The 20,729-nt window shown below is 29.8% G+C and carries 17 protein-coding genes; 5 read left to right on the top strand and 12 right to left on the bottom strand.

The features are described from left to right. Nucleotides 1-62: 62 nt before the first annotated feature. From HKP59_RS07260 to HKP59_RS07230, 7 genes are read right to left on the bottom strand one after another with little or no spacing between them, the layout of a single operon-like run. Nucleotides 63-446, bottom strand: coding sequence for a hypothetical protein (locus HKP59_RS07260; protein ID WP_291805077.1), 384 nt, complete (start codon nt 444-446; stop codon nt 63-65). A gap of 3 nt (nt 447-449) precedes the next feature. Then, nucleotides 450-1,358, bottom strand: coding sequence for a 1,4-dihydroxy-2-naphthoate polyprenyltransferase (locus tag HKP59_RS07255; protein ID WP_291805076.1), 909 nt, complete (start codon nt 1,356-1,358; stop codon nt 450-452). 41 nt (nt 1,359-1,399) lie between these two features. Further along, complete coding sequence (locus HKP59_RS07250) at nt 1,400-2,179, bottom strand: (Fe-S)-binding protein (RefSeq protein ID WP_291805073.1); 780 nt, start codon at nt 2,177-2,179, stop codon at nt 1,400-1,402. 19 nt (nt 2,180-2,198) lie between these two features. Beyond that, on the bottom strand, nt 2,199-2,645 hold the full coding sequence (locus HKP59_RS07245) for a phosphoheptose isomerase (protein WP_291805071.1): 447 nt from the start codon (nt 2,643-2,645) through the stop codon (nt 2,199-2,201). 19 nt (nt 2,646-2,664) lie between these two features. After that, on the bottom strand, nt 2,665-3,966 hold the full coding sequence (locus tag HKP59_RS07240; RefSeq protein ID WP_291805068.1) for a (Fe-S)-binding protein: 1,302 nt from the start codon (nt 3,964-3,966) through the stop codon (nt 2,665-2,667). 39 nt (nt 3,967-4,005) lie between these two features. After that, on the bottom strand, nt 4,006-4,965 hold the full coding sequence (locus tag HKP59_RS07235) for an MlaD family protein (RefSeq protein ID WP_291805065.1): 960 nt from the start codon (nt 4,963-4,965) through the stop codon (nt 4,006-4,008). Between the two features lie 56 nt (nt 4,966-5,021). Continuing rightward, on the bottom strand, nt 5,022-6,077 hold the full coding sequence (locus tag HKP59_RS07230; RefSeq protein ID WP_291805194.1) for an N-acetylmuramoyl-L-alanine amidase: 1,056 nt from the start codon (nt 6,075-6,077) through the stop codon (nt 5,022-5,024). A 200-nt stretch (nt 6,078-6,277) separates the two neighbouring features. On the opposite strand from HKP59_RS07230, the gene HKP59_RS07225 reads away from it, so the two are divergent. Together HKP59_RS07225 and HKP59_RS07220 are read left to right on the top strand one after the other, a co-directional pair. Then, nucleotides 6,278-8,956, top strand: coding sequence for a putative LPS assembly protein LptD (locus tag HKP59_RS07225; RefSeq protein ID WP_291805062.1), 2,679 nt, complete (start codon nt 6,278-6,280; stop codon nt 8,954-8,956). A 13-nt stretch (nt 8,957-8,969) separates the two neighbouring features. After that, the gene (locus HKP59_RS07220) at nt 8,970-9,350 is read left to right on the top strand and encodes a Rid family detoxifying hydrolase (RefSeq protein WP_291805060.1); all 381 of its coding nucleotides are present in this window, start codon (nt 8,970-8,972) and stop codon (nt 9,348-9,350) included. Nucleotides 9,351-9,354: 4 nt separating this feature from the next. Here the strand turns inward: HKP59_RS07220 and HKP59_RS07215 are convergent, their stop codons facing one another. From HKP59_RS07215 to HKP59_RS07195, 5 genes are read right to left on the bottom strand one after another with little or no spacing between them, the layout of a single operon-like run. Next, a complete protein-coding gene (locus HKP59_RS07215; protein ID WP_291805057.1) occupies nt 9,355-9,717 on the bottom strand; it encodes a methylglyoxal synthase in 363 nt (120 codons plus the stop codon). A 20-nt stretch (nt 9,718-9,737) separates the two neighbouring features. After that, entirely contained in the window at nt 9,738-10,730 is a 993-nt protein-coding gene (gene gap / locus HKP59_RS07210; RefSeq protein ID WP_291805054.1) for a type I glyceraldehyde-3-phosphate dehydrogenase, read from the bottom strand. Between the two features lie 34 nt (nt 10,731-10,764). Next, the gene (pfkA, locus tag HKP59_RS07205) at nt 10,765-11,751 is read right to left on the bottom strand and encodes a 6-phosphofructokinase (protein WP_291805051.1); all 987 of its coding nucleotides are present in this window, start codon (nt 11,749-11,751) and stop codon (nt 10,765-10,767) included. Between the two features lie 48 nt (nt 11,752-11,799). Next, nucleotides 11,800-12,702: a sugar phosphate nucleotidyltransferase gene (locus HKP59_RS07200; RefSeq protein ID WP_291805048.1), complete on the bottom strand. Its 903-nt coding sequence runs from the start codon at nt 12,700-12,702 to the stop codon at nt 11,800-11,802. Further along, the gene (locus HKP59_RS07195) at nt 12,699-17,081 is read right to left on the bottom strand and encodes a translocation/assembly module TamB domain-containing protein (RefSeq protein WP_291805047.1); all 4,383 of its coding nucleotides are present in this window, start codon (nt 17,079-17,081) and stop codon (nt 12,699-12,701) included. The genes HKP59_RS07200 and HKP59_RS07195 overlap by 4 nt, the downstream gene beginning before the upstream one ends. Before the next feature lie 146 nt (nt 17,082-17,227). On the opposite strand from HKP59_RS07195, the gene tsaD reads away from it, so the two are divergent. The 3 genes from tsaD to HKP59_RS07180 form a co-directional block, all read left to right on the top strand. Next, nucleotides 17,228-18,259, top strand: coding sequence for a tRNA (adenosine(37)-N6)-threonylcarbamoyltransferase complex transferase subunit TsaD (gene tsaD, locus HKP59_RS07190; RefSeq protein WP_291805191.1), 1,032 nt, complete (start codon nt 17,228-17,230; stop codon nt 18,257-18,259). Between the two features lie 587 nt (nt 18,260-18,846). Next, nucleotides 18,847-19,839, top strand: coding sequence for a rhodanese-like domain-containing protein (locus tag HKP59_RS07185; RefSeq protein WP_291805045.1), 993 nt, complete (start codon nt 18,847-18,849; stop codon nt 19,837-19,839). 50 nt (nt 19,840-19,889) lie between these two features. Then, the coding region (locus HKP59_RS07180) for a rhodanese-like domain-containing protein (RefSeq protein WP_291805009.1) at nt 19,890-20,729 on the top strand (840 nt) is incomplete at its 3' end.

The raw sequence follows: 20,729 nt of genomic DNA, 5'->3' as shown, positions 1-20,729 counted from the left end.
GACTAATGAAATACTATGTATAATTACACTTGTAATTAACTAGTATTGAGCATGATGAGCTATTAAGAAAATATTTGTGGTGGTTTTAGCAAAAAGGTATGTATTTCTTTGAGTGTATATTTACACGCGGACATACTTTTAGAAGAATGGTTGTCGATATTTTTAAAATTATAAGTAAAATAATCAATAGGAGAAACAGGATATTTTTCAAGATCAATTAGTGGTACATTCGATTTATGATCGTGATCTGTATGATTTACTTTATTAAGCTGCTTTTCTAAATAACATTTACCGTTGCATTCTAGATAAGGTTTATCTCTATTTTCACAAAGTTCACTTGCTATATAATCATAATTGGCATAATACTCTATAATTGGAACTATAGGTCTAACCATTGCCAACAAATAGAGTAAATAAAAAAATATACCTAAAAATTGATTTTTCATTTATTAAAAAATAGAGGCCAAATATAATCCAAATCCAAATAATAATGAAAACAGAAAAGTACTAATTGCTAATTTTTTTAATTCAGGATCTAACAATTTAGGTTTTTTATTGTTAAAGACCATTATAACATGTTTAAATATAGGTATATAAGCCAAAATAAATATAAGCTGATAAATAGCTTTAAAGTGTATTATAGTATATAACGCTGCAACTAAAAACGAAGAAAATAGCAAAAAATAGTGATAATATTTTGCGAATTGAACTCCAATTTTAACAACTAATGTATTTTTACCAGATTTCACATCAGACTCCCTATCTCTCATATTGTTCAGGTTCAAAACCCCAATGCTCAAAAAGCCTACAGAGAATGCTGGTAGTAAAATTGTAAAATCCAATTGCTTTGTAAATAAATAATAACTCCCACAAACACTTAATAATCCGAAAAATAAGAATACAAACAAATCTCCAAACCCACTATAGCCATATGCTTTTTTACCTACTGTATATTTAATGGCCGCAGCAATACTCAAAATTCCTAATAAAAAAAATACAGTAAGATTTACTAAATCATTTTTGCCAAATGCTTCATATATTAAAAAAACTGCAATAAGAAATGTAATTACTGAGGAGATTATTATCGCTTTCAGCATTTGCTTAGGTGAAATTTTACCACTTTGTATGGCTCTTTTCGGACCAATTCTATCTTCGTTATCGGTTCCTTTTACTCCATCACCATAATCATTCGCGAAGTTTGAAATTATTTGAAATCCTATAGTAGCTAGCAAAGCTAATAAACAAACTAACCAATTAAAAGATCCTTGAGATGCGGCAATAAAACTTCCAATAATAATACCAGAAACTGATAGCGGTAAAGTTCTCAACCGTGCAGCTTCTATATAATGTTTAACCATATATAACTAAATAATTCTAAGTAACTGTATAAATAAGTGTATTATAGTTTATTGTTTTTTGCTATAATTTCGGCAATATCCAATACGTCCACTTTTTCCTCGTTATTTGTAATTTTAACACCATCCGTCATCATCGTATTACAAAATGGGCAACCAGTTGCAATAATATCAGGATTTACTTCTATTGCTTGTTCAGTTCTTTCAATATTAATTTCTTTGTCACCTTTTTCTGCATCTTTAAACATTTGAGCACCTCCTGCCCCACAACATAAACCGTTACTTTTGCAATGCTTCATTTCTACCAATTCAACATCTAATTGCTTTATTAAATCTCTTGGTGCTTCATAAATATCATTAGAACGCCCTAAATAACAAGGGTCATGAAAAGTGATTTTTTTACCTTTAAATTCTCCACCTTCAATGGTAATTCTACCTTCATCAACCAAAGATTTGAGTAACTCTGTGTGATGCACCACTTCATAAACACCTCCTAGTTCAGGGTATTCATTTTTTAGGGTATTGAAACAGTGAGGACAAGCTGTGACTATTTTTTTTATTTCATACGCATTCAACACTTCAATATTAGTCATGGCTTGCATTTGGAATAAGAACTCATTTCCAGCTCTTTTTGCAGGATCTCCAGAGCAACTTTCTTCTGTTCCTAAAACCGCAAATTCCACCTTTGCAGCATTTAAGATTTTTACAAATGCCTTTGTAATTTTTTTAGCTCTATCATCAAAGCTACCGGCACAACCTACCCAAAATAATACTTCAGGTTGTTTTCCTTGTGCCATCATTTCTGCCATTGTTGGTACATTCATTCTAAAAATATTTTTTTATTTATTCGTGCTGTCCGTCATCAAAAACTTCAATAGTAACATCTTTTTCTACTAAATCAGTAAATTTACCTCTATATCTTGTAGCTTTTACTAAATGGTTATCAATCCAATGGTAATTTCCTCCTCTTGGTTTTCCCATTAATAAACTATGATATTTAAATCCATTTTCTTTTAACCAAGTTTCAGTGTAAACTCTATGCTCTTCTGTTCTTGATGTAAAAAAACAAATTACATGTCCTTCATCAAACCATTTATTTAAAGTATCCAGCGCATCAGGATATACTTTTGCTGTAAGCATTCTTTCCGGCTCTTCATTTGGAATATCATCACATACTGTTCCATCAATGTCAATTAAATAATTTTTAATTCCTTCGGGTAAAATAGGACTAATATGCAATCCTGCTTCCACTTTATCATGTAATAATTTATCTACGTCTTCTTTTTTCATTCCTGTTTTTTAAAAAATTCTATTCATCCTTCCAATTCAATCGATCCATCTGATTGTATTGCCAAGGAGCCCCATTATTTTCAATATTGGTCATCATCATATTTAATTCTTGTGGTGCAGAAGATTCTTCCATCACTAAATAACGTCTCATATCTATAATAATAGATAGCGGATCTATATTTACCGGACACTCCTCTACACAGGCATTACAACTTGTGCAAGCCCACAATTCTTCAGGAGTTATATAATCATTTAGCAATTGTTTACCATCATCAATAAACTTTCCGTTTTTATCAATATTGTTTCCTACCTCTTCTAATCTATCACGTGTTTTCATCATAATAGCTCGAGGAGATAATTCTTTACCAGTCTGATTTGCTGGGCAAGATGAAGTACAACGACCACACTCAGTACATGTATAAGCATTCATTAATTGAACCCAATTTAAATCTGTAACATCACTTGCTCCAAATTTTTCAGGAACATCATTTTCTGTTTCAGGCACTGCTGCATAAGGATCTGCATCTGGGTCTAACATTAACTTTACTTCATTCTTTACCGATTCAAGGTTATCTAATTTTCCTATTACATTTAAATTAGCATAAAATGTATTTGGAAACGCCAATAAAATATGAAGATGCTTAGAGTAATATAAATAATTTAAAAATATAAGAATCCCTATAATATGAATCCACCACGCAGTACGCTCAATTAAATGTAGACTTTCAACACTAAATCCGTCAAAAATTGGCACTAGAAATTGACTTATTAAGTTTCCTGAGTTCATTTCTTGAAAATGAATATCAGTGGCATTCATTATAAGAAATAGTGACATTAAAACCATTTCAAAATACAAAATATAAAGCGCATCATTTTTAGGGAATCCTTTCATTTCTTTATTCCAGAAACGAGGTATTCTAAGAACCATTCTTCGCAACCAAAAAATGGTTACTGATACTAAAACGAGGAATGCTAATAATTCAAAAGAAGCAATTAAAAAATTATAAAAACCTCCTAAAAAAGATAGAATTCTATGAGTCCCAAAAAGTCCATCAATCAATATCTCTATAACTTCAATATTGACAATAATAAATCCAACATAAACAATAATATGTAAAATTGCTGCGATAGGTCGCTTCACCATTTTAGATTGACCTATGGCAACCATCACCATATTTTTCCAACGTGCTTTCGAATTATCAGTTCTATTTACATCTTTACCTAACTTAATATTTCTAGTTAGTTTTTTAACATTTTTTACAAAAAACCCAATTCCTAAAACTAAAAGGATTGCAAATGCAATATTGTCAAGATAATTCATACGTGTTGGTTATTGTCAATTTTATTTCTAAAATATATTCTACTCTTTTTGATCTTCAGATTCTTGATACCCTTTATCCTTTTTTCCGAATAATGAAAAATGAACAAAACGCTTAGGATGTAGTTTCATCTCTCGTAATAACTCTTCTAATTCTTTTGACGAATTAGCTAAGTTATTATACATTCTCTCATCCTTAACTAGCTTACCTAAAGTGCCTTCACCAGATTCTACACTTGCTAAAATTTTATTTAAATTAGTAACTGTCGCTTCTAAATTTTTAACAGTTAGTCCTAAATTAGCATCAACTAAAGTATCTGAAAGTTTCGCTAAATTACTTGTCATTACCTCAGCATTTGCAAGGGTAAATCCCATTTTTTCTTCATTAGTTTGAATTAATTTATCTACTCTTTCAGAAATAGTTTTAAAATTGGTAATGGTGGCATTAAGCTGAGAAATACTTGATTTTAAATGAGCTCTACTATTAGCATCTAATACATCGGTTAAACTCGTCATTAAAGAATCTGCACTAACTATCACATCTTCAACTTTTGCCTGTAATGGGTTTAGTTTTTCTGTTACTGAAGAAAATATATCCGATTCAATTTCTCCCGTTAAAAAATCACCTGGTTTAGCCATTTCACCTTCGTAAGAAGGCACAACAGCTAATGATTTTCCTCCCATTAAGCTCGCGCTGTAGATTTTAGCCACACTTTGTTTCGAAAATTCAAAATCATTTTCAACACTAAATTCTACAATTAACCCCCCCCTTTTTTCAGGGTCTTTATTAAACATAATATTAATAACTTTCCCTACTTCTACACCATTAATAGTTACCACACTTGCAGTGTTTAAACCTTGAACATTACTATATTCTGTTAAATATGTTTTCGAAGGACCATCAAATAAGTTAAGGCCTTTCATAAAATTAAATCCCCAAATAAATAGTGCAATAACACTAACTGCAACTATCCCTGTTTTTACTTCTCTTGTAATTTTCAAAATAACAATATTTATAAAAGCAATATTACTAATTATTTACCCAAAATTGGTATGATTTATTTAAAAACATCATCAATAGATATTTTTTTTCCATTTTTAAAAGCGACTATAAAAGCGGTTGTATATCCTTTAGAATTTGCTTGTTTTTTAACTTTATTTATTTCAGTAAAATCAGAAGTATTACCTAAATAATACCTGTAGATTTTTCCAAATTTAACACGTTCTACATTTTTTAAACCCTTAAAATTATACGATTTAGTTGCCAACTTACGTTTTCCTGCAGCAATTTGAACTTTAAATTGAATATTTTTTTCAACACTTTTAACTTCTTTTGGTTGTTCTTTTGGTTGCTCATCAATCTCTTCATTGGCAACAGAATTTAATGAAAGTTGGTTAAAATATTTTACAATACCTTTATAAATAGATTCAGAGAATTTTTCTTGGCCTACTTTGGAATTTAAAAAAGTTCCTTCAGTTTTATTTGTTAAAAAACCTGTTTCGATTAAAATACTTGGCATATATGTTTGATGTAAAACTACAAAACCTGCTTGCTTTACACCTCTGTTTTTTCTTTTTAATGTATTAGTAAATCCGTCTTGAACAATACTCGCCAGCTGAATACTTTGATCTAAGTATTCCTCCTGCATTAAAGTGAGCCCAATAACTGATTCTGGTGAATTAGGGTCAAAACCTTTATAATTTGTTTTGTAATCTTCCTCTAATAATATAACAGAGTTCTCAGCCTTCGCAACTTCAAAATTTTGACGGTTTGCATGCGTTCCTAACACCCAAGTTTCTGAACCTAAAGCCTGCGAGCTATGTGCATTGCAATGAACAGAAACAAACAAATCCGCATCTGCTTTATTAGCTATTCTCCCTCGCTCCCATAAATCTACAAAAACATCTGTTTTACGTGTATAAACAACTTTAACATTTGGTTCCTTTTCTAATAATTTACCTACGTGTAAGACAATATTAAGGGCAATTTCTTTTTCCTTGCTGTTTTTATAGCCAACCTTACCAGGATCTTTTCCACCATGTCCAGCATCTAACACAACTATAAAATCCTTTTTTTGAGAAAAAACATCATAATTATTAGAAAAAAAGATCATCAAAAACACGAAAATTACATTTAATTTCGTTCTAACCTTAAATTTAGAAAAGAGTTGCAAGTTCATCAATTATTTTAATTATTTTTGGCGTTTGTTATTTGTGTGTTTCAAATATTAAGCCATACATTTACAAACAATCAATTATGTGGTTGATTAATTCTAAGCTAATGTAAAAAAAGTTATGCTATCAGCCCAATTTTATGGTTTTTTTTATAAAATATTTCATTATTAAAACATCTAATAGAAATACTTATTTTACCTTATTTTTGATAGCTTTAAGTAGCATTATCAATACAGTGACTTATTCTCAGGAATTAAGCAAAGAACTAGGTGAAAATTTACAAGTAAAATCAATCGATTCTATAATTCCACAGAAAAAAGATTCTATAATTCCTATTGCTAAAGATTCAATTATAAAACCTAAGGAATTACTTGAAAGTATTATCGAACACTCGGCAGATAGCTTAATAAGACAAGATATAAAAAACAATAAAATTATTTTGTTTAATAATGCTCACATACATTATAAAGATATTGATTTAACTGCTGGTTATATTGAAATTGATAATAATACCAATGAAGTTTGGGCAAGAGGAATAAAGGATACCATAGGAAATTACGTACAACTTCCTGTTTTTAAGCAAGGTACTGAAGAATCAACACAAGATACTATTTCTTTCAATTTTAAATCTGAAAAAGCAAAAATTTGGGGATTGCGCACGGAGCAAGATGGTGTAATTATAAGGGGAGAAGTTATGAAAAAGGAAAACGATTCAACTATATATGTCCAAAACATAAAATTTACAACTTCAGAGAAAGAAGATCCTGATTTTTATATAAAAACGGCAAAAGCAAAAATTGTCCCAAATAAAAAATTAGTTATTGGTTTGAGTAATTTGGTTATTCAAGATGTTCCAACTCCGCTATTTTTACCCTTTGCATACATTCCATTAACAAAAGGAAATGTCTCTGGCTTTATTATGCCAACATGGGGAGATACGGCTGAACAAGGTTACTTTTTACAAAATGGAGGTTATTATTTTGCTATTAATGACTATGTAGATTTAGCTGTTTTGGGAGATGTTTACACCAATGGAAGTTGGGGTTTAAGAACAGAATCAAGTTATGTTGTTCGTTATAAGTTCAATGGAAATATTAGTATTAGATATGAAAATTTAAAAAATAGTATTCGTGGTTTCGACGATTTTTCTAAAACAACTAACTACAATATTAGATGGAGCCATAGCCAAGATTCAAAATCAAATCCAAACGCTCGGTTCTCTGCGTCTGTAAACTTAGGGAGTAGTACTTATTATAGACAATCTTTAAATGAATATAATACCAATTCATTTTTAAATAATACACTTAATTCATCTATCTCTTATTACAAAAAGTTTGTAGGTACCCCTTTTAATTTAGCTGTTTCTGCAACACACTCCCAAAATACAAATACGCAAAGTATTACCATGTCATTGCCCTCTTTACAATTAAATATGGATAGAATATATCCTTTTACCACTAAATCTGGTGGTAAAAATAATGCAATTCAAAAGTTAGGAGTTACCTATTCTATGAAGGGAGATTACAAAATTAACACCACCGATGAGTTTTTCTTTAAAAAAGAAATGTTTGAAACTGCCAAATCTGGATTACAACACAATGCCTCTTTTAATACAAATATGAAAGTTTTAAAATATTTTACATTATCTCCAAATGCAAATTATAAAGAGGTTTGGTATTTTGATAAAATTAGTAAAACATATAATGCTGAAGAAAACATAGTAGTCTCGGATACTATTAATAGATTCAGTTCATTTAGAGAATATACGGCTGGTGCTTCGTTAGCTACAACTATTTACGGGATGTTCAACTTTAAAAAAGGGAGATTACAAGCCATAAGGCATACAATTAGACCTTCAATTTCTTACGGTTATCGCCCAGATTTTAGTTCATTTTTTGAGGAAGTACAACAAAGTCAAGACGCAAATGATATTGTTGAGTACTCACCTTTTACCAATGGTGTTTATGGCGGACCTAGTACGGGACTTTCTAATAGTTTAGGATTTACAATAAACAACACTATTGAAGCAAAGGTAATGTCTAAAGATTCAACCAAAGTTGAACCTGAAAAAGTTACTTTAATTAATAATTTAAATTTTTCTTCAAGTTACAATATGGCAGCAGATTCTTTAAAATGGAGTCCTGTAAGAATGACTGCTGGTACAGACTTATTTAAGAAAAAATTAAAATTAAATGTAAATGCGACCTTTGATCCATATGCAATTACTGCTGAAGGGAAAAAAATTAATACCTTTAATATAAATAACGGAGGAAGTTTATTTCGATTAACCAATGCCGCGTTAACAATGAATTATGATCTTGCAAGTAGCAAGTCTGAAGGAACAAAAAGTGCTGCACAGCAAAATGCAGACGCTAATAATTCTGATGGAATATTTGGTGAAAATCTAAATACGAGCAATGATTTAAGTTCTAATAATAACAAGTCTAATAAGAATTCAAAAACTGCTAAATTGTATAGAGCTACATTTCCTTGGACCTTAAAACTAGCGTATTCTTTAAATTATTTGAATACAGCTAGACAAAAAGAAATTTCTTCAAATTCTTTAATGGTTTCAGGAGACATTGAACTAACACCAAAATGGAAGGTTGGAGCATCAAGTGGTTATGATATAAAAAATAAAGGTTTTAGTTATACCCAATTGCGTTTTTCCCGAGATTTAGACAGCTGGAAATTGAATTTTAATTGGGTGCCTTTTGGAGACAGACAAACGTACTACTTTTTCTTAGGTGTAAAATCCTCTATGCTTAGTGATTTAAAATACGACAAAAGACAAGTACCTGACAGACGATTATTTTAAAATTATATATTTTATGAAAAAAATTATTAAAACAACAAATGCGCCAGCACCTGTTGGCCCTTACAACCAAGCAGTTTTAAAAGGAGATACTCTATATACTTCTGGACAAATTGGAATTAATCCTTCGACAGGAACTATTATTAATGAAACTATAGAAGCTGAAACTAAGCAAGTTTTAGAAAATATGAAAGCTGTTTTAACTGAAGCTGAAATGACCTTTGACAATGTTGTAAAAACAACCATATTTGTTAAAAACATGAACGACTTTGCAAAAATAAATACGGTATATGCTACGTATTTTAATGCAGATACAGCACCTGCAAGAGAAACTGTTGAAGTTGGAAATTTACCGTTATTTGTAAACGTTGAAATTTCAATGATTGCAATTAAATAATAGTTTAAATAGATTTCATTAAAAGTTCTGCAGTAGCAGGATTTGTTGCTAATGGAACATCATGAACATCACATAAACGCATGAGCATTGCGATATCCGGTTCATGCGGGTGCATTCCTAAAGGATCTCTAAAAAAGAAGACCATATTGGTTTTACCTTCGGCTACACGCGCAGCAATTTGAGCATCACCTCCATAAGGGCCCGATAAAAATTTATTTACTTTAAATCCTGCTTTCTCAGCATTTTTACCTGTAGTTCCCGTCGAAACTAATTCAACTTTTTTAGCTAAAATTAATGCTTTAAAATCCATTAAAAACTGAATCATTTCAGCTTTTTTACCATCGTGCGCAATAATTGCAATTTCCATAATTCTAAATGATTTTATAGTTAAAGTGATGCTGAGTATTCAATTAAATCTACTACTTTATTTGCATAGCCAAATTCATTATCATACCAAGCAATAATTTTATAAAAATTGGCATTCAGCGCCAAACCTGCAGTTGCATCAAATACGGAAGTTCTTGACTCTGAAACAAAATCTTGAGAAACTACTTCATCCTCAGTGTACCCTAAAATACCTTTTAATTCGTTCTCAGAAGCTTTTTTCATAGCTTCTTTTATAGCTTTATATGTTGTTCCTTTTTTTAAACGAACTGTCAAATCAACCAATGAAACATCAACTATTGGAACTCTCACTGCCATAGCCAATATTTTACCTTCAAGTTCTGGAATAATTTTAGTAATTGCCACTCCTGCACTTGTTGTGGTTGGAATCATATTATTTAATGCTGATCGACCTCTACGCCACTTTTCAGAGGGTCCATCTACTGTTTTTTGACTTGATGTTGTTGAATGAACCGTATTTACTAATGCCTCTTCAATAACAAAATTATCATGTAAAACCTTTGCAACTGGAGCCAAACAATTAGTTGTACAGGAAGCATTAGAAAAAATTAAATCATCTTTTAAAAGTAGCTTGTTGTTAACACCCATAACAAACATAGGTGCATCTTTTGAAGGTGCAGAGATAACCACTTTTTTTGCTCCGCCTTTAATATGTTGTGCTGCTTGACTTTTACTTGTAAAAAAACCAGTTGATTCAATTACAAAATCTACATTTATTTTATCCCAATGAATATTTTCTGGTTTTTTCTCAGAAGTGATTCTTATTGATTTTCCATTAACTATTAAAGACCCTTCTTTTATTAAAATATCTCCTTCAAATTTTCCGTGTACCGAATCATATTTCAATAAATAGGCTAAATGCTCAACTTCTAATAAATCATTAATTCCTACAATTTCAATATTTTCTCTTTCAATAATAGTTCTAAAAGCTAGTCTTCCTATTCTCCCAAATCCGTTTATTCCTATTCTAATCATTTATATGACATCTAGATAATCTACTATTTACTTATTAAATTGACATAATATCACTTACACGTAGCAATTCCTTATTAATAGCATGGTGACCTTTTACGGCATTTTCTAAATCGGTAGTTTCAACCTTATTGTTTATTAAACCAACCATTAAATTAGTTTTACCATCTAATATTAACTCAACAGCTTTAACCCCTAATCTACTTGCTAAAACACGATCAAAACAACTTGGAGAACCTCCTCTTTGCATATGTCCTAAAACTGAAACTCTAACTTCATACTGCGGTAAATTTTCTTCTACATAATCGGCCAATTCAAAAACGCTTTTACCAATTTTATCTCCTTCAGAAACCACAACAATGCTTGATGATTTACCTGACCGCTTACTCCTTTTTAAAGCTTCTAGCAATCTATCTAATCCTAGGTCTTCTTCAGGAATTAATATTTCTTCAGCACCTGCTCCAACTCCAGCATTTAAAGCAATAAAACCTGCATCTCGCCCCATAACTTCAACAAAAAATAAGCGATTGTGTGAACTTGCAGTATCTCTAATTTTATCTATAACTTCTACAACAGTATTCAATGCCGTATCAAAACCGATAGTGTAATTTGTGCCAAAAATATCGTTATCTATGGTACCTGGAATACCAATACAAGGGAAACTGTATTCTTTATTAAAAATCATACCTCCAGTAAAAGTACCATCACCACCAATTAACACTAGTGCATCAATTTTAGCATTTTTAAGCTGTTTATAAGCTTTTGCTCGTCCTTCTTCTGTTCTAAATTCTTTAGATCTAGCTGATTTTAAAATTGTTCCTCCTCTATTAATTATATTACTGACGTGACGTGCTGAAAGATTTTCAAAATCACCTTCAATTAAACCTTGATACCCTCTATAAATACCAACGCATTCTACATTGTAATAAGAGCAAGCTCTAACTACTGCTCTAATAGCAGCATTCATTCCTGGTGCATCTCCTCCTGAAGTCATAACACCAATTTTATTTATCTTTTTTCCCATAAAATGAATTGCAAAATTAGACTATAATTTTAAATTAGTGATGGTTGTTTACCATAAATCTATTGGATAGATACCAGTTTCTTTTAATTTTTGAATTTCTGATGTCACATATTCTTTGTCTTGTTTATAAGTTACCCCAAACCAGCGTGCATTAGATTTTAATACTTCCATAGTTGCAATATTATTTACAATTAGATGATTCACTACCAAAGGAATAAAAAATTCTGCTTTTGGGCTTTTATAGTTTTCTTCTAAGAAACTCTCAAATAATGATGCAGAAACCTCAAAGTATTTTGGCGTAAAACCAAAAAAGTTCATTGAAACAGTTGTTTCTTCTGAAATGGGAACTAATTGTTCATTCTCATTTTTAAACTTTAATCCTCCATCAATTTTTTCAATATGTGTTCGTTCTGTGATACCTGTTAAATTTCCTTTTTCATTCACTTGACATTCACCTCTTGAAACAAATCCATAATCTGAAACGGTATTTTTTAATATATAACCCATCATATTAAAATTCGTTGAATTTTGATCAATATTTTTTAATGATTTAGACATCACTTCAAAAGCTTCCTTCCCATAAAAATCATCAGCATTTATTACGGCAAAATTCTCTGATACTACATCTTTAGCCATTAACAATGCATGACCAGTTCCCCAAGGTTTTTGCCTATCATTATCTTGAAATTTTTTAGGAATATTTTCTATTTCTTGAAAAACATATTCAACTTCAATTTTACCCTTTAATTTATGATTAAAAAAAGCTTTGAAATCTTCTTGAATACTTTTTCTAATAATGAATACTACCTTTCCAAAACCAGCCTGAATAGCATCATAAATTGAAAAATCTAAAATGGTATCTCCCTGTGGTGTAAATGTATCTAATTGTTTTAATCCTCCATAACGGCTTCCTATTCCTGCGGCTAATACTACTAAAGTTGGTTTACTCATTTTTTGTTAATTTTTTTACTTTTAAACTCGATTAATTTATTTACTTTTTTTATGGTGTCTATAGGTTTTAGCGAATTAATTGAATCAGTCAATTGTTTCTTTTTTAATCCTAACTTTTGCAATAATTCGTTCCTTGTATCAAAGTCAATTTGATAATTCAAACCAACACCCTGAGTGTATCCTTCTTCTTGCTCAGTATATTGAATTTCATTTTGACGATTAAATACAGACGATCGTAACGTTCCTTCTTCATTCAGTAAAAATTCTACATTCACTTCTCCTATAACACTCGACTGTTCTTTTGAACCAATTGGAACACCCACACTACCATTAATAATTATTCTATCATTCACTTGAAAATCTAATGCAATAGCTAGTTGATCATCAATATTTAAATTGTCAACTGTATTCCTTTCTCCAACTGTATACACTGGTTTTAATTTAAAACGATTATCACCTTGATTGAAAATATTGTCAAAAGCATTTGATAACATATCAAAACCAGTACCATAAAGTGCTGCATTGCTATTGACACTTATATCTGTTTCATTATAAAAACTTCCTGAGGCTAATAAAAATAAAAATTGAATGGTTTTATTGTTATCATCATTACTATTCAATTTAAATGCCAACTCAGATGCCACTGTTGAACTAGAATTTGGAATTTCAATATCAAATTCTCGTTGTGAATTGAATAATTCGCCTGAAAAACGTGTAATTAAATCAATAGGAATTTTTCTATTTGCTGTAATATTTTCTAACAATGATTTTGGGTTTGCTGATACTCTATGAACTGCTTCGATATTTATATTTGCGGTAAAAGGGTCTCCACTCCAAGAAATGCTTCCTCCTTTTTTTACCGTAAATGGTTTATTTATAAAACCTCCATATTTAAAATTATAAATTCCATTATCAACAACAAAATCACCATACATATCAAATTTATCTTTGGTGTCTAATTCTAACTGTAAATTTCCAGTTCCGCTTCCTTGTAAATAACTTCCTGTTGCTTTATCTAAAACCATTTCAACAACGGCATCTTTAGTAACTTCAATATTAAAATTTAAGGAAAGTCCTTTTAATTTTTCCGAAATAAAGGCATTCCTAATTTTTTCATTTTCATCAATATTATCTTTATTTACAAACCTAATTAATTCAGATGATTCAACAGTTTTTACATCACTAATTGGAATTACAAAGTGAGTTCCTTTTTTTGTTTTTCCATTTACATCAATTACTAATTTATCCGTAGGTCCAGCAATTGTTGCATCTCCTTCAATAAATCCTGTCCCATAATAAACTGAAGTTTCCTCCTCTTCTGTATTTAAAACTAATAAATTCTTAGTATTTAATTTTAAATCAAGCAACCAATTATCAAAGTATGAGTGCTTTAATGTTCCTGTTAAGGTTCCTTTGGTATCGTACTCTTTATCTTTCAAAGAAACGTCTTCAAATATAAAGGTTTGATCCTTTAATGTTATGATGCTTGTTCCATCAAAGTCAAAATCAACATTTAGATATGGGAAGTACAAACCAGCTCCATCTAAAAATAAATCACCCTCCATAGTTGGATTACTTAATAAACCCGTTAAATGTGCATTACCATAGACAAAACCTCTAATATTATTAAAAACGTCTTCACCTAATGGGCTAAAGGCATCTAATTTAAATTCTTCAAAATCAACTATTACATCAAGGGTTGGGTTTTTAGGCGTAAAATCAATTTCACCTTTTGAAGAAAAATTAATACTTCTATCCCTTTCTAACGAAATATCAAGTGCATATTTTTTAAAAGAATTTTGCCCTTCAATATCAACTTTTAAATTACCTTGATATGAATTATTAATATTAAAGTTTGCTATTGAAAGTTTTGCAGAGGGTCTTAGTTGCCTTTCAAATTCTTTATAATTAATAGTTCCATTTATAGTTCCTTTCAATTTTAAACTGTCAATATCGGGTGTAATTGTGGCAAGTTTAACATTCTTAAAATTAAATTTTAAATCTTTAGATATTGTATCATTAATTGCCCCAAAAAATTCAATTTCTTGATTCGCTGTAGTTATTACAAAAGGATTAATATCATATGTTTTTGTTTTACTGTCAAAAACAACTTTGTTATCAAAATTATTGTTAGGGTTAATTGTCCAATTATTATTTTTAAAGGTAAAATTGGACTTTTGAATTCCAAATACAGATTTATTTTCTTTATTAAATGTATGATAAAAGGCTAAATTATAATCTTCTGTATCTTTTATACCTCCTTTAAATTCGGTTCTAAAAAATAAGGTGTCATTAAGTGTAATATTTACTAGTCTTAATTTTGAAACTGTGTATTGTGGTGTTTCAACTTTTTTAATTGAAAGCTGTGTGTTAAACAATGGATTTTGATTATCAATTTGCAAATTAACGGCATCAATATTATTTTGAAATGCTCTAATTTTAGGCGATTTAATATTAAGTCTAAACAAGTTTTCATCTGCTTCAATAGAACCGCTTATTATTGTATTCGCAGAAAATTCAACTTCAGGATAAAATATTTCAACTATTTTATTGTAGATTTTAAACTTGAATTCTAAATTTTGACCTGCAATTACTTTGTGAGGCTTATAATTAGAATAGATACTACCAATTGAATTTTGCGCTAATTTACCAAATTCGTTAAACTTGAATATTCCACTAACATAGCCATCAATTATTTCAGAAGAGTTGACTTTAATAGTTCTAATACTGTCTAAAAATGATGATGTTATATTAAAGTCTTTAAAAAAATAATTTCCTTTTTGGTTGGTATATAATGAATTTTTAAAATTTACAGAACCTATTAAATCATCTAATGAATTTCCCCTAACATTAATATCTATATCTCCTTTTACATTCGAAATACTATCCCGCTTAAAAACATTTATCTTATTAAGATCACAATAATCAACAACTGTCTTAAAATCAAATGTATAAACATCAGAAGAGAAATTTGCTAATCCATTAAAATTTAGTTTTATATTATCATCATTTACTTCCATTTCTCCATTAAAATGCTTGCTTTTTATCAAGCCATTTAATGTAATATTATTATAATCATAATTATTATATTGGTAGTTAGATATTAACCCTCTTACCGAAGTATTCATGGCTTCTAAAGTAAATCCTTCCCCATCAACATCACCTTCAATTGAAAATTTACCTACTAAAGGGTTTTCAATAATTTTTCCTAAGTCGAAATCAATTATTTTAATATGTCCAATATAAGATGCTTCATCGATATTAGAAATGTTAGTAATTTCTAAATCAGATATTGAAGTACCTATTTCTGTATTTAACGTAAGTTGTGCATTTATTAAATTTTCTTCTACATATATATTACCAAGTATGGTAAATCTTCCAAATTTTTGAAATGATGTTGGTAATGTTTTTCCTAAAACATCTGGTAAAAGTATTTTTAAATGATTGTAATCAGATGTTAAATTTGTTAAATTACCTTCTAAAGAAAATCCGTTTTCTTGATTAAAGGAATTTTTAAAGTTTAATGTTCCGTTAATAATTGCATTTTTATCGGTAGTAAGTTGTAAGTTATTCGTTACAAAATCATTCAATTTACCCGATATTTTTGTTGAAAAATGCAACATATCATCCGTACCTAGTTCACCATAAAACTTTTTTAAATCTGCCAGAGAAACATCAGCTGATTTTACATCCGCATTTATATTCACTTTATTATTAAAATCTGAAAAGTCTTCCCGTTTATAAGTAAAACTTAGATCAGTTAAAATTGAGGACTTTTCGGTTTCTAACTTTGTATTGATAAAATCCATACCTGATTTTGTGTATATAAAATCAGTAGACAAACTTTTTACCGTTAAATCATGATTTTCAGTAAAACTTAATTCATCAATTATTGTAGAAACATTAGGCCCACTAATTTTAAAATCATGAGTAGTTCCATCTATATTTTTAAAAAACAATGGATTATCATTTGCGTAATTAGCATCAATTACCTCAACATAGCCCTCAGATAAATTTAAACTTTTTGCAGTTAGTAAAAACCCTGATGGTTTTTCGCTTACAGTACCATCATCAAATTTATCAACAAAAATAGTTAAGGCATCATCTATTTCTCCTTCATAAGTATTTATATTAACCTCAAAGTTGCTCAAAGAAATTTTTCCGAATTCTAGCTTACTATTTATCATATTTCGATAACTAGAAACAGAAGTCGCTAAATTTTGAGCATAAATTAGCGTATCATTATGGTGGTTAATAATTAAAACATCTTTTAATTGAACTTTTCCTAAAAAGGATAAATCAACTTTATTGACATTAATATGAACATCAAACTCTTTTTGTAAATAGTTCGTGGCTGTTTTTCCTAACTTTGTTTGCACAACAGGAATAGACAAGGTAACACTTACTAATACTGATAAAAGCAGAAGTACAATTAAAATTCTTACAACTATTTTTTTAAATCGTTTGATATGCGCTAAATTTGCATTTTTATGGCAATTTTCGTGCCTTTATTTGTTATTAAATGATTAAAACTAAACCCATTTATATTCTTGGTATTGAATCCTCTTGTGATGATACAAGCGCTGCTGTAATTTGCAACGGAAAAATACTATCAAATGTTGTTGCTAATCAAGAAATTCACGCTAAATATGGCGGTGTTGTGCCAGAATTAGCTTCCCGTGCTCATCAACAAAATATTGTTCCTGTCATTCATCAAGCAATTGAACAAGCAAATATCGACAAAAAAGACTTAAATGCCATAGCTTTTACGCGCGGACCTGGATTAATGGGTTCACTATTAGTAGGAACCTCATTCGCCAAGTCACTTTCACTAGCTTTAAACATTCCATTAATTGCAGTAAATCATATGCAAGGACACGTTTTAGCCCATTTTATTGAAGAAGAAAACCAACAAAAACCTCCTTTTCCGTTTTTATGCTTAACTATAAGTGGCGGACATACACAAATTGTGAAAATTACTAACTATTTTACAATGGAAGTTATTGGAGAAACATTAGACGATGCCGTTGGTGAAGCTTACGACAAATCTGCTAAAATATTAGGCTTACCATATCCTGGTGGACCGTTAATTGACTCATATGCAAAACTTGGGAATCCAAAAGCTTTTCCATTTACAAAACCAAAAGTAGACGGTTTAAATTTTAGCTTTAGTGGTTTAAAAACTGCCATCCTTTACTTTATTCAAAAAAAGGTTAAAGAAAATTCAAAATTTATAGAAGAAAATCTACATGACATTTGCGCATCTATTCAATATACCATTGTTCAAATTTTATTTAATAAGTTACAAAAAGCAGTTCAGCAAACTGAAATAAAACATATTGCAATTGCTGGTGGAGTAAGTGCAAATTCCGAAATTAGAAAAGTGCTAAAATCAAATGAAGAAACATTAGGTTGGACAACCTATATTCCAAAATTTGAATATACAACAGATAATGCTGGTATGATTGCAATTGTAGGGTATCTAAAATACCTAGAAAATGATTTTTCAAAAGATACAACTGCGGCTACTGCACGATTAAAAGTGAGTGAGAATTAAAATTAATAAACCACTGAGGAATTAATTCTTACAAAAAATTGCATTTTAATAGTTTCAAGCTACCGAATAAAAATTATTAAAAAAATCAAAATCTACAAAACTCGTTAATTGGTAGCATTTGTTACATCACTTTTCATCAGGTTTTAACCACTTTATAACTAAACCAAGAGATAGAACAATTAGGATGCATTACACATTTCCTAATATATATCAATATAATTATATATTTAACAACATATACTTATTAATTATAATGTATTTTATTAATAACATAATATGTAAAGCTCACTCAATTAAAATTTCCACAACATTTTACCCTCAACACGCCAAAATATTCCATCAAAAAAAAATTTTTATTAAAAATTAAATCAGCGAATAACTAGAAAAAAAATAAGTCAACCTTAAATATTTTATAAAAAACCTCCTAACTATTTGATAATAAGATATTTCTATATGTAATAAATGTTACTATAAAGAATAATTATGTATTAATATCCTTATGATAAATGTCATATAAAAAAAATAATTCGGTGTCTAATTTTGGTGTAACAATTAGTACATCAATTTTAATTTAAATTACTTATAAAATGAAAAATTTAACAAAAAACTTAATTACACTATTATTTTTAACCACCCTTTTTTGTGGTTATACTAGCAACGCACAAGATAGCACAAGCACTTCAAATTCTGAATTTGATTTAGTTGTTCAATACCTAGAAGCTAACGGTAATTTTATAAATAGTGAGGCAGCACCTGCAATAGTTACTGCAGATGAAATCAAAGAAAATTTGAAAAACAAAAAATATCTGACATTAGACATAAGAAGCGAAAGTTGGTTTGAGTATGGACACATTAAAAATGCTGAAAATTTAAAAGCTGAAAATTTACTTTCTTATTTTCAAAATGACATTAATCCAGAAGAATTTGACAAAATTACAATTGTTTGTTACTCTGGTCAATCAGCAGCATATTTTGCAGGTTTATTGAGACTTTATGGATATGATAATGTATATAATTTAAAATGGGGAATGAGTTCTTGGGATGAAGAATTTGCTGCAAATATTTGGATTAAAAATACAAAGGATGATTTTTTGGACCAATTAGAGACTACAGTAAATATGATGCCTGAAAAAGGAGCTTCACCTCAACTTAATACGGGAAAAACAACAGGAGAAGAAATTTTAAAAGAACGAATTAAAGAAGCTTTCACAAAACCATATAAAGAATATATTACAAAATCAGATGTGTTTTTTGAAAATCCAGCTGACTTCTACGTTATGAATTATGTAAATGAAGAAGTATACAATTATGGTCATTTAAAGGGTGCTGTGAGATATGAACCTTCTACTTCAATGGCATCAACAGCTGATTTATTAACACTGCCAACCGACAAAAAAATTGTAGTAAACTGTTTAACAGGGCAACATGCAGCATATGTAGTAGCATATTTAAACGTTCTTGGATATGACGTTTCAAATTTTGCTTACGGATCTAATTCTGTAATGAATTCTGTTTTAGTTGAAAAAGGCTTGAATGGATTTACCAAAAGCGAAATAAAAGGATACCCAATTGTAGAATAAATAGAAAATAAAAACTAAACATCATTATATAAATTTTAAACAAACAAATCATGAAAAAATTATCATTATTATTAATAGCATTATTCTTAGTTCCAACATTATTCTTAACCTCATGTGACAAAGGTGACGATGTAAATAGTGGTGGTGTTACAGCCGAGCCAACCTTTACAATATTATCAGATTATATGGTTGCAAACTCATTAGACATCAACAATGTAATAACAAGCCCAGCAGGGAAAAAATTTGTTATGGCAGCACCAGCAGCAGCAGATTATGATGCGGCAGATTTTAAATCAAAATATTATCTTATGGATATAAGAAGTGCATCTGCTTTTGCAGCTGGACATATTGATGGAGCAATTAATGTAGCTTTTGGAGATATTTTAACGCAAGCCGCTAATAAAGGTAGCAAACAAATTCTAGTAATTTGTTTTACTGGACAAACCGCTTGTTATGCAACAGCTTTATTACGTATGTACGGACACCCAAATGCACAAGCTTTAAAATGGGGTATGTCAGGTTGGTCTGATAATACAGATTCTTGGTCAGGTAAAGTTGGAAATGTTGGATCTGGAAGTTCAAATTGGTCATATGGATCTGCACCTTCATTAAATATTTATGATGACCCTACACTTAGCAGTTTAAGTACAGATGGTGCTGCTATCTTGAAAAAAAGAGTGGAAGATGTTGTTGCAGGTGGATTTAAAACCGCTTCTGGTGCAGATGTAGTTGCTTCTCCTTCTAACTATTTCATTAATAATTACTTTAGTGAGGCAGATTATGCAGGTTTTGGACATATTGCAGGTGCAAACAGAATTTTACCTTTAACCGTAGCGAATGGTGAAACTAATAATTTAGATCCTTCAGGAAAAATAGTTACTTACTGCTAT

The organism is Lutibacter sp. (assembly GCF_013041805.1).
In the GTDB taxonomy this organism is placed as follows: Bacteria; Bacteroidota; Bacteroidia; order Flavobacteriales; family Flavobacteriaceae; genus Lutibacter.
Note: the sequence above shows the minus strand (reverse complement) of the source record. Positions and strands in the feature narration are given on the sequence as shown.

Bases quoted from the DNA above. Each gene is read 5' to 3' on its own strand.
- HKP59_RS07260 (WP_291805077.1), bottom strand. From the start codon at position 446: ATGAAAAATCAATTTTTAGGTATATTTTTTTATTTACTCTATTTGTTG.
- HKP59_RS07255 (WP_291805076.1), bottom strand. From the start codon at position 1,358: ATGGTTAAACATTATATAGAAGCTGCACGGTTGAGAACTTTACCGCTA.
- HKP59_RS07250 (WP_291805073.1), bottom strand. From the start codon at position 2,179: ATGAATGTACCAACAATGGCAGAAATGATGGCACAAGGAAAACAACCT.
- HKP59_RS07245 (WP_291805071.1), bottom strand. From the start codon at position 2,645: ATGAAAAAAGAAGACGTAGATAAATTATTACATGATAAAGTGGAAGCA.
- HKP59_RS07240 (WP_291805068.1), bottom strand. From the start codon at position 3,966: ATGAATTATCTTGACAATATTGCATTTGCAATCCTTTTAGTTTTAGGA.
- HKP59_RS07230 (WP_291805194.1), bottom strand. From the start codon at position 6,077: ATGATCTTTTTTTCTAATAATTATGATGTTTTTTCTCAAAAAAAGGAT.
- HKP59_RS07225 (WP_291805062.1), top strand. From the start codon at position 6,278: ATGGTTTTTTTTATAAAATATTTCATTATTAAAACATCTAATAGAAAT.
- HKP59_RS07220 (WP_291805060.1), top strand. From the start codon at position 8,970: ATGAAAAAAATTATTAAAACAACAAATGCGCCAGCACCTGTTGGCCCT.
- HKP59_RS07215 (WP_291805057.1), bottom strand. From the start codon at position 9,717: ATGGAAATTGCAATTATTGCGCACGATGGTAAAAAAGCTGAAATGATT.
- gap (WP_291805054.1), bottom strand. From the start codon at position 10,730: ATGATTAGAATAGGAATAAACGGATTTGGGAGAATAGGAAGACTAGCT.
- pfkA (WP_291805051.1), bottom strand. From the start codon at position 11,751: ATGGGAAAAAAGATAAATAAAATTGGTGTTATGACTTCAGGAGGAGAT.
- HKP59_RS07200 (WP_291805048.1), bottom strand. From the start codon at position 12,702: ATGAGTAAACCAACTTTAGTAGTATTAGCCGCAGGAATAGGAAGCCGT.
- HKP59_RS07185 (WP_291805045.1), top strand. From the start codon at position 18,847: ATGAAAAATTTAACAAAAAACTTAATTACACTATTATTTTTAACCACC.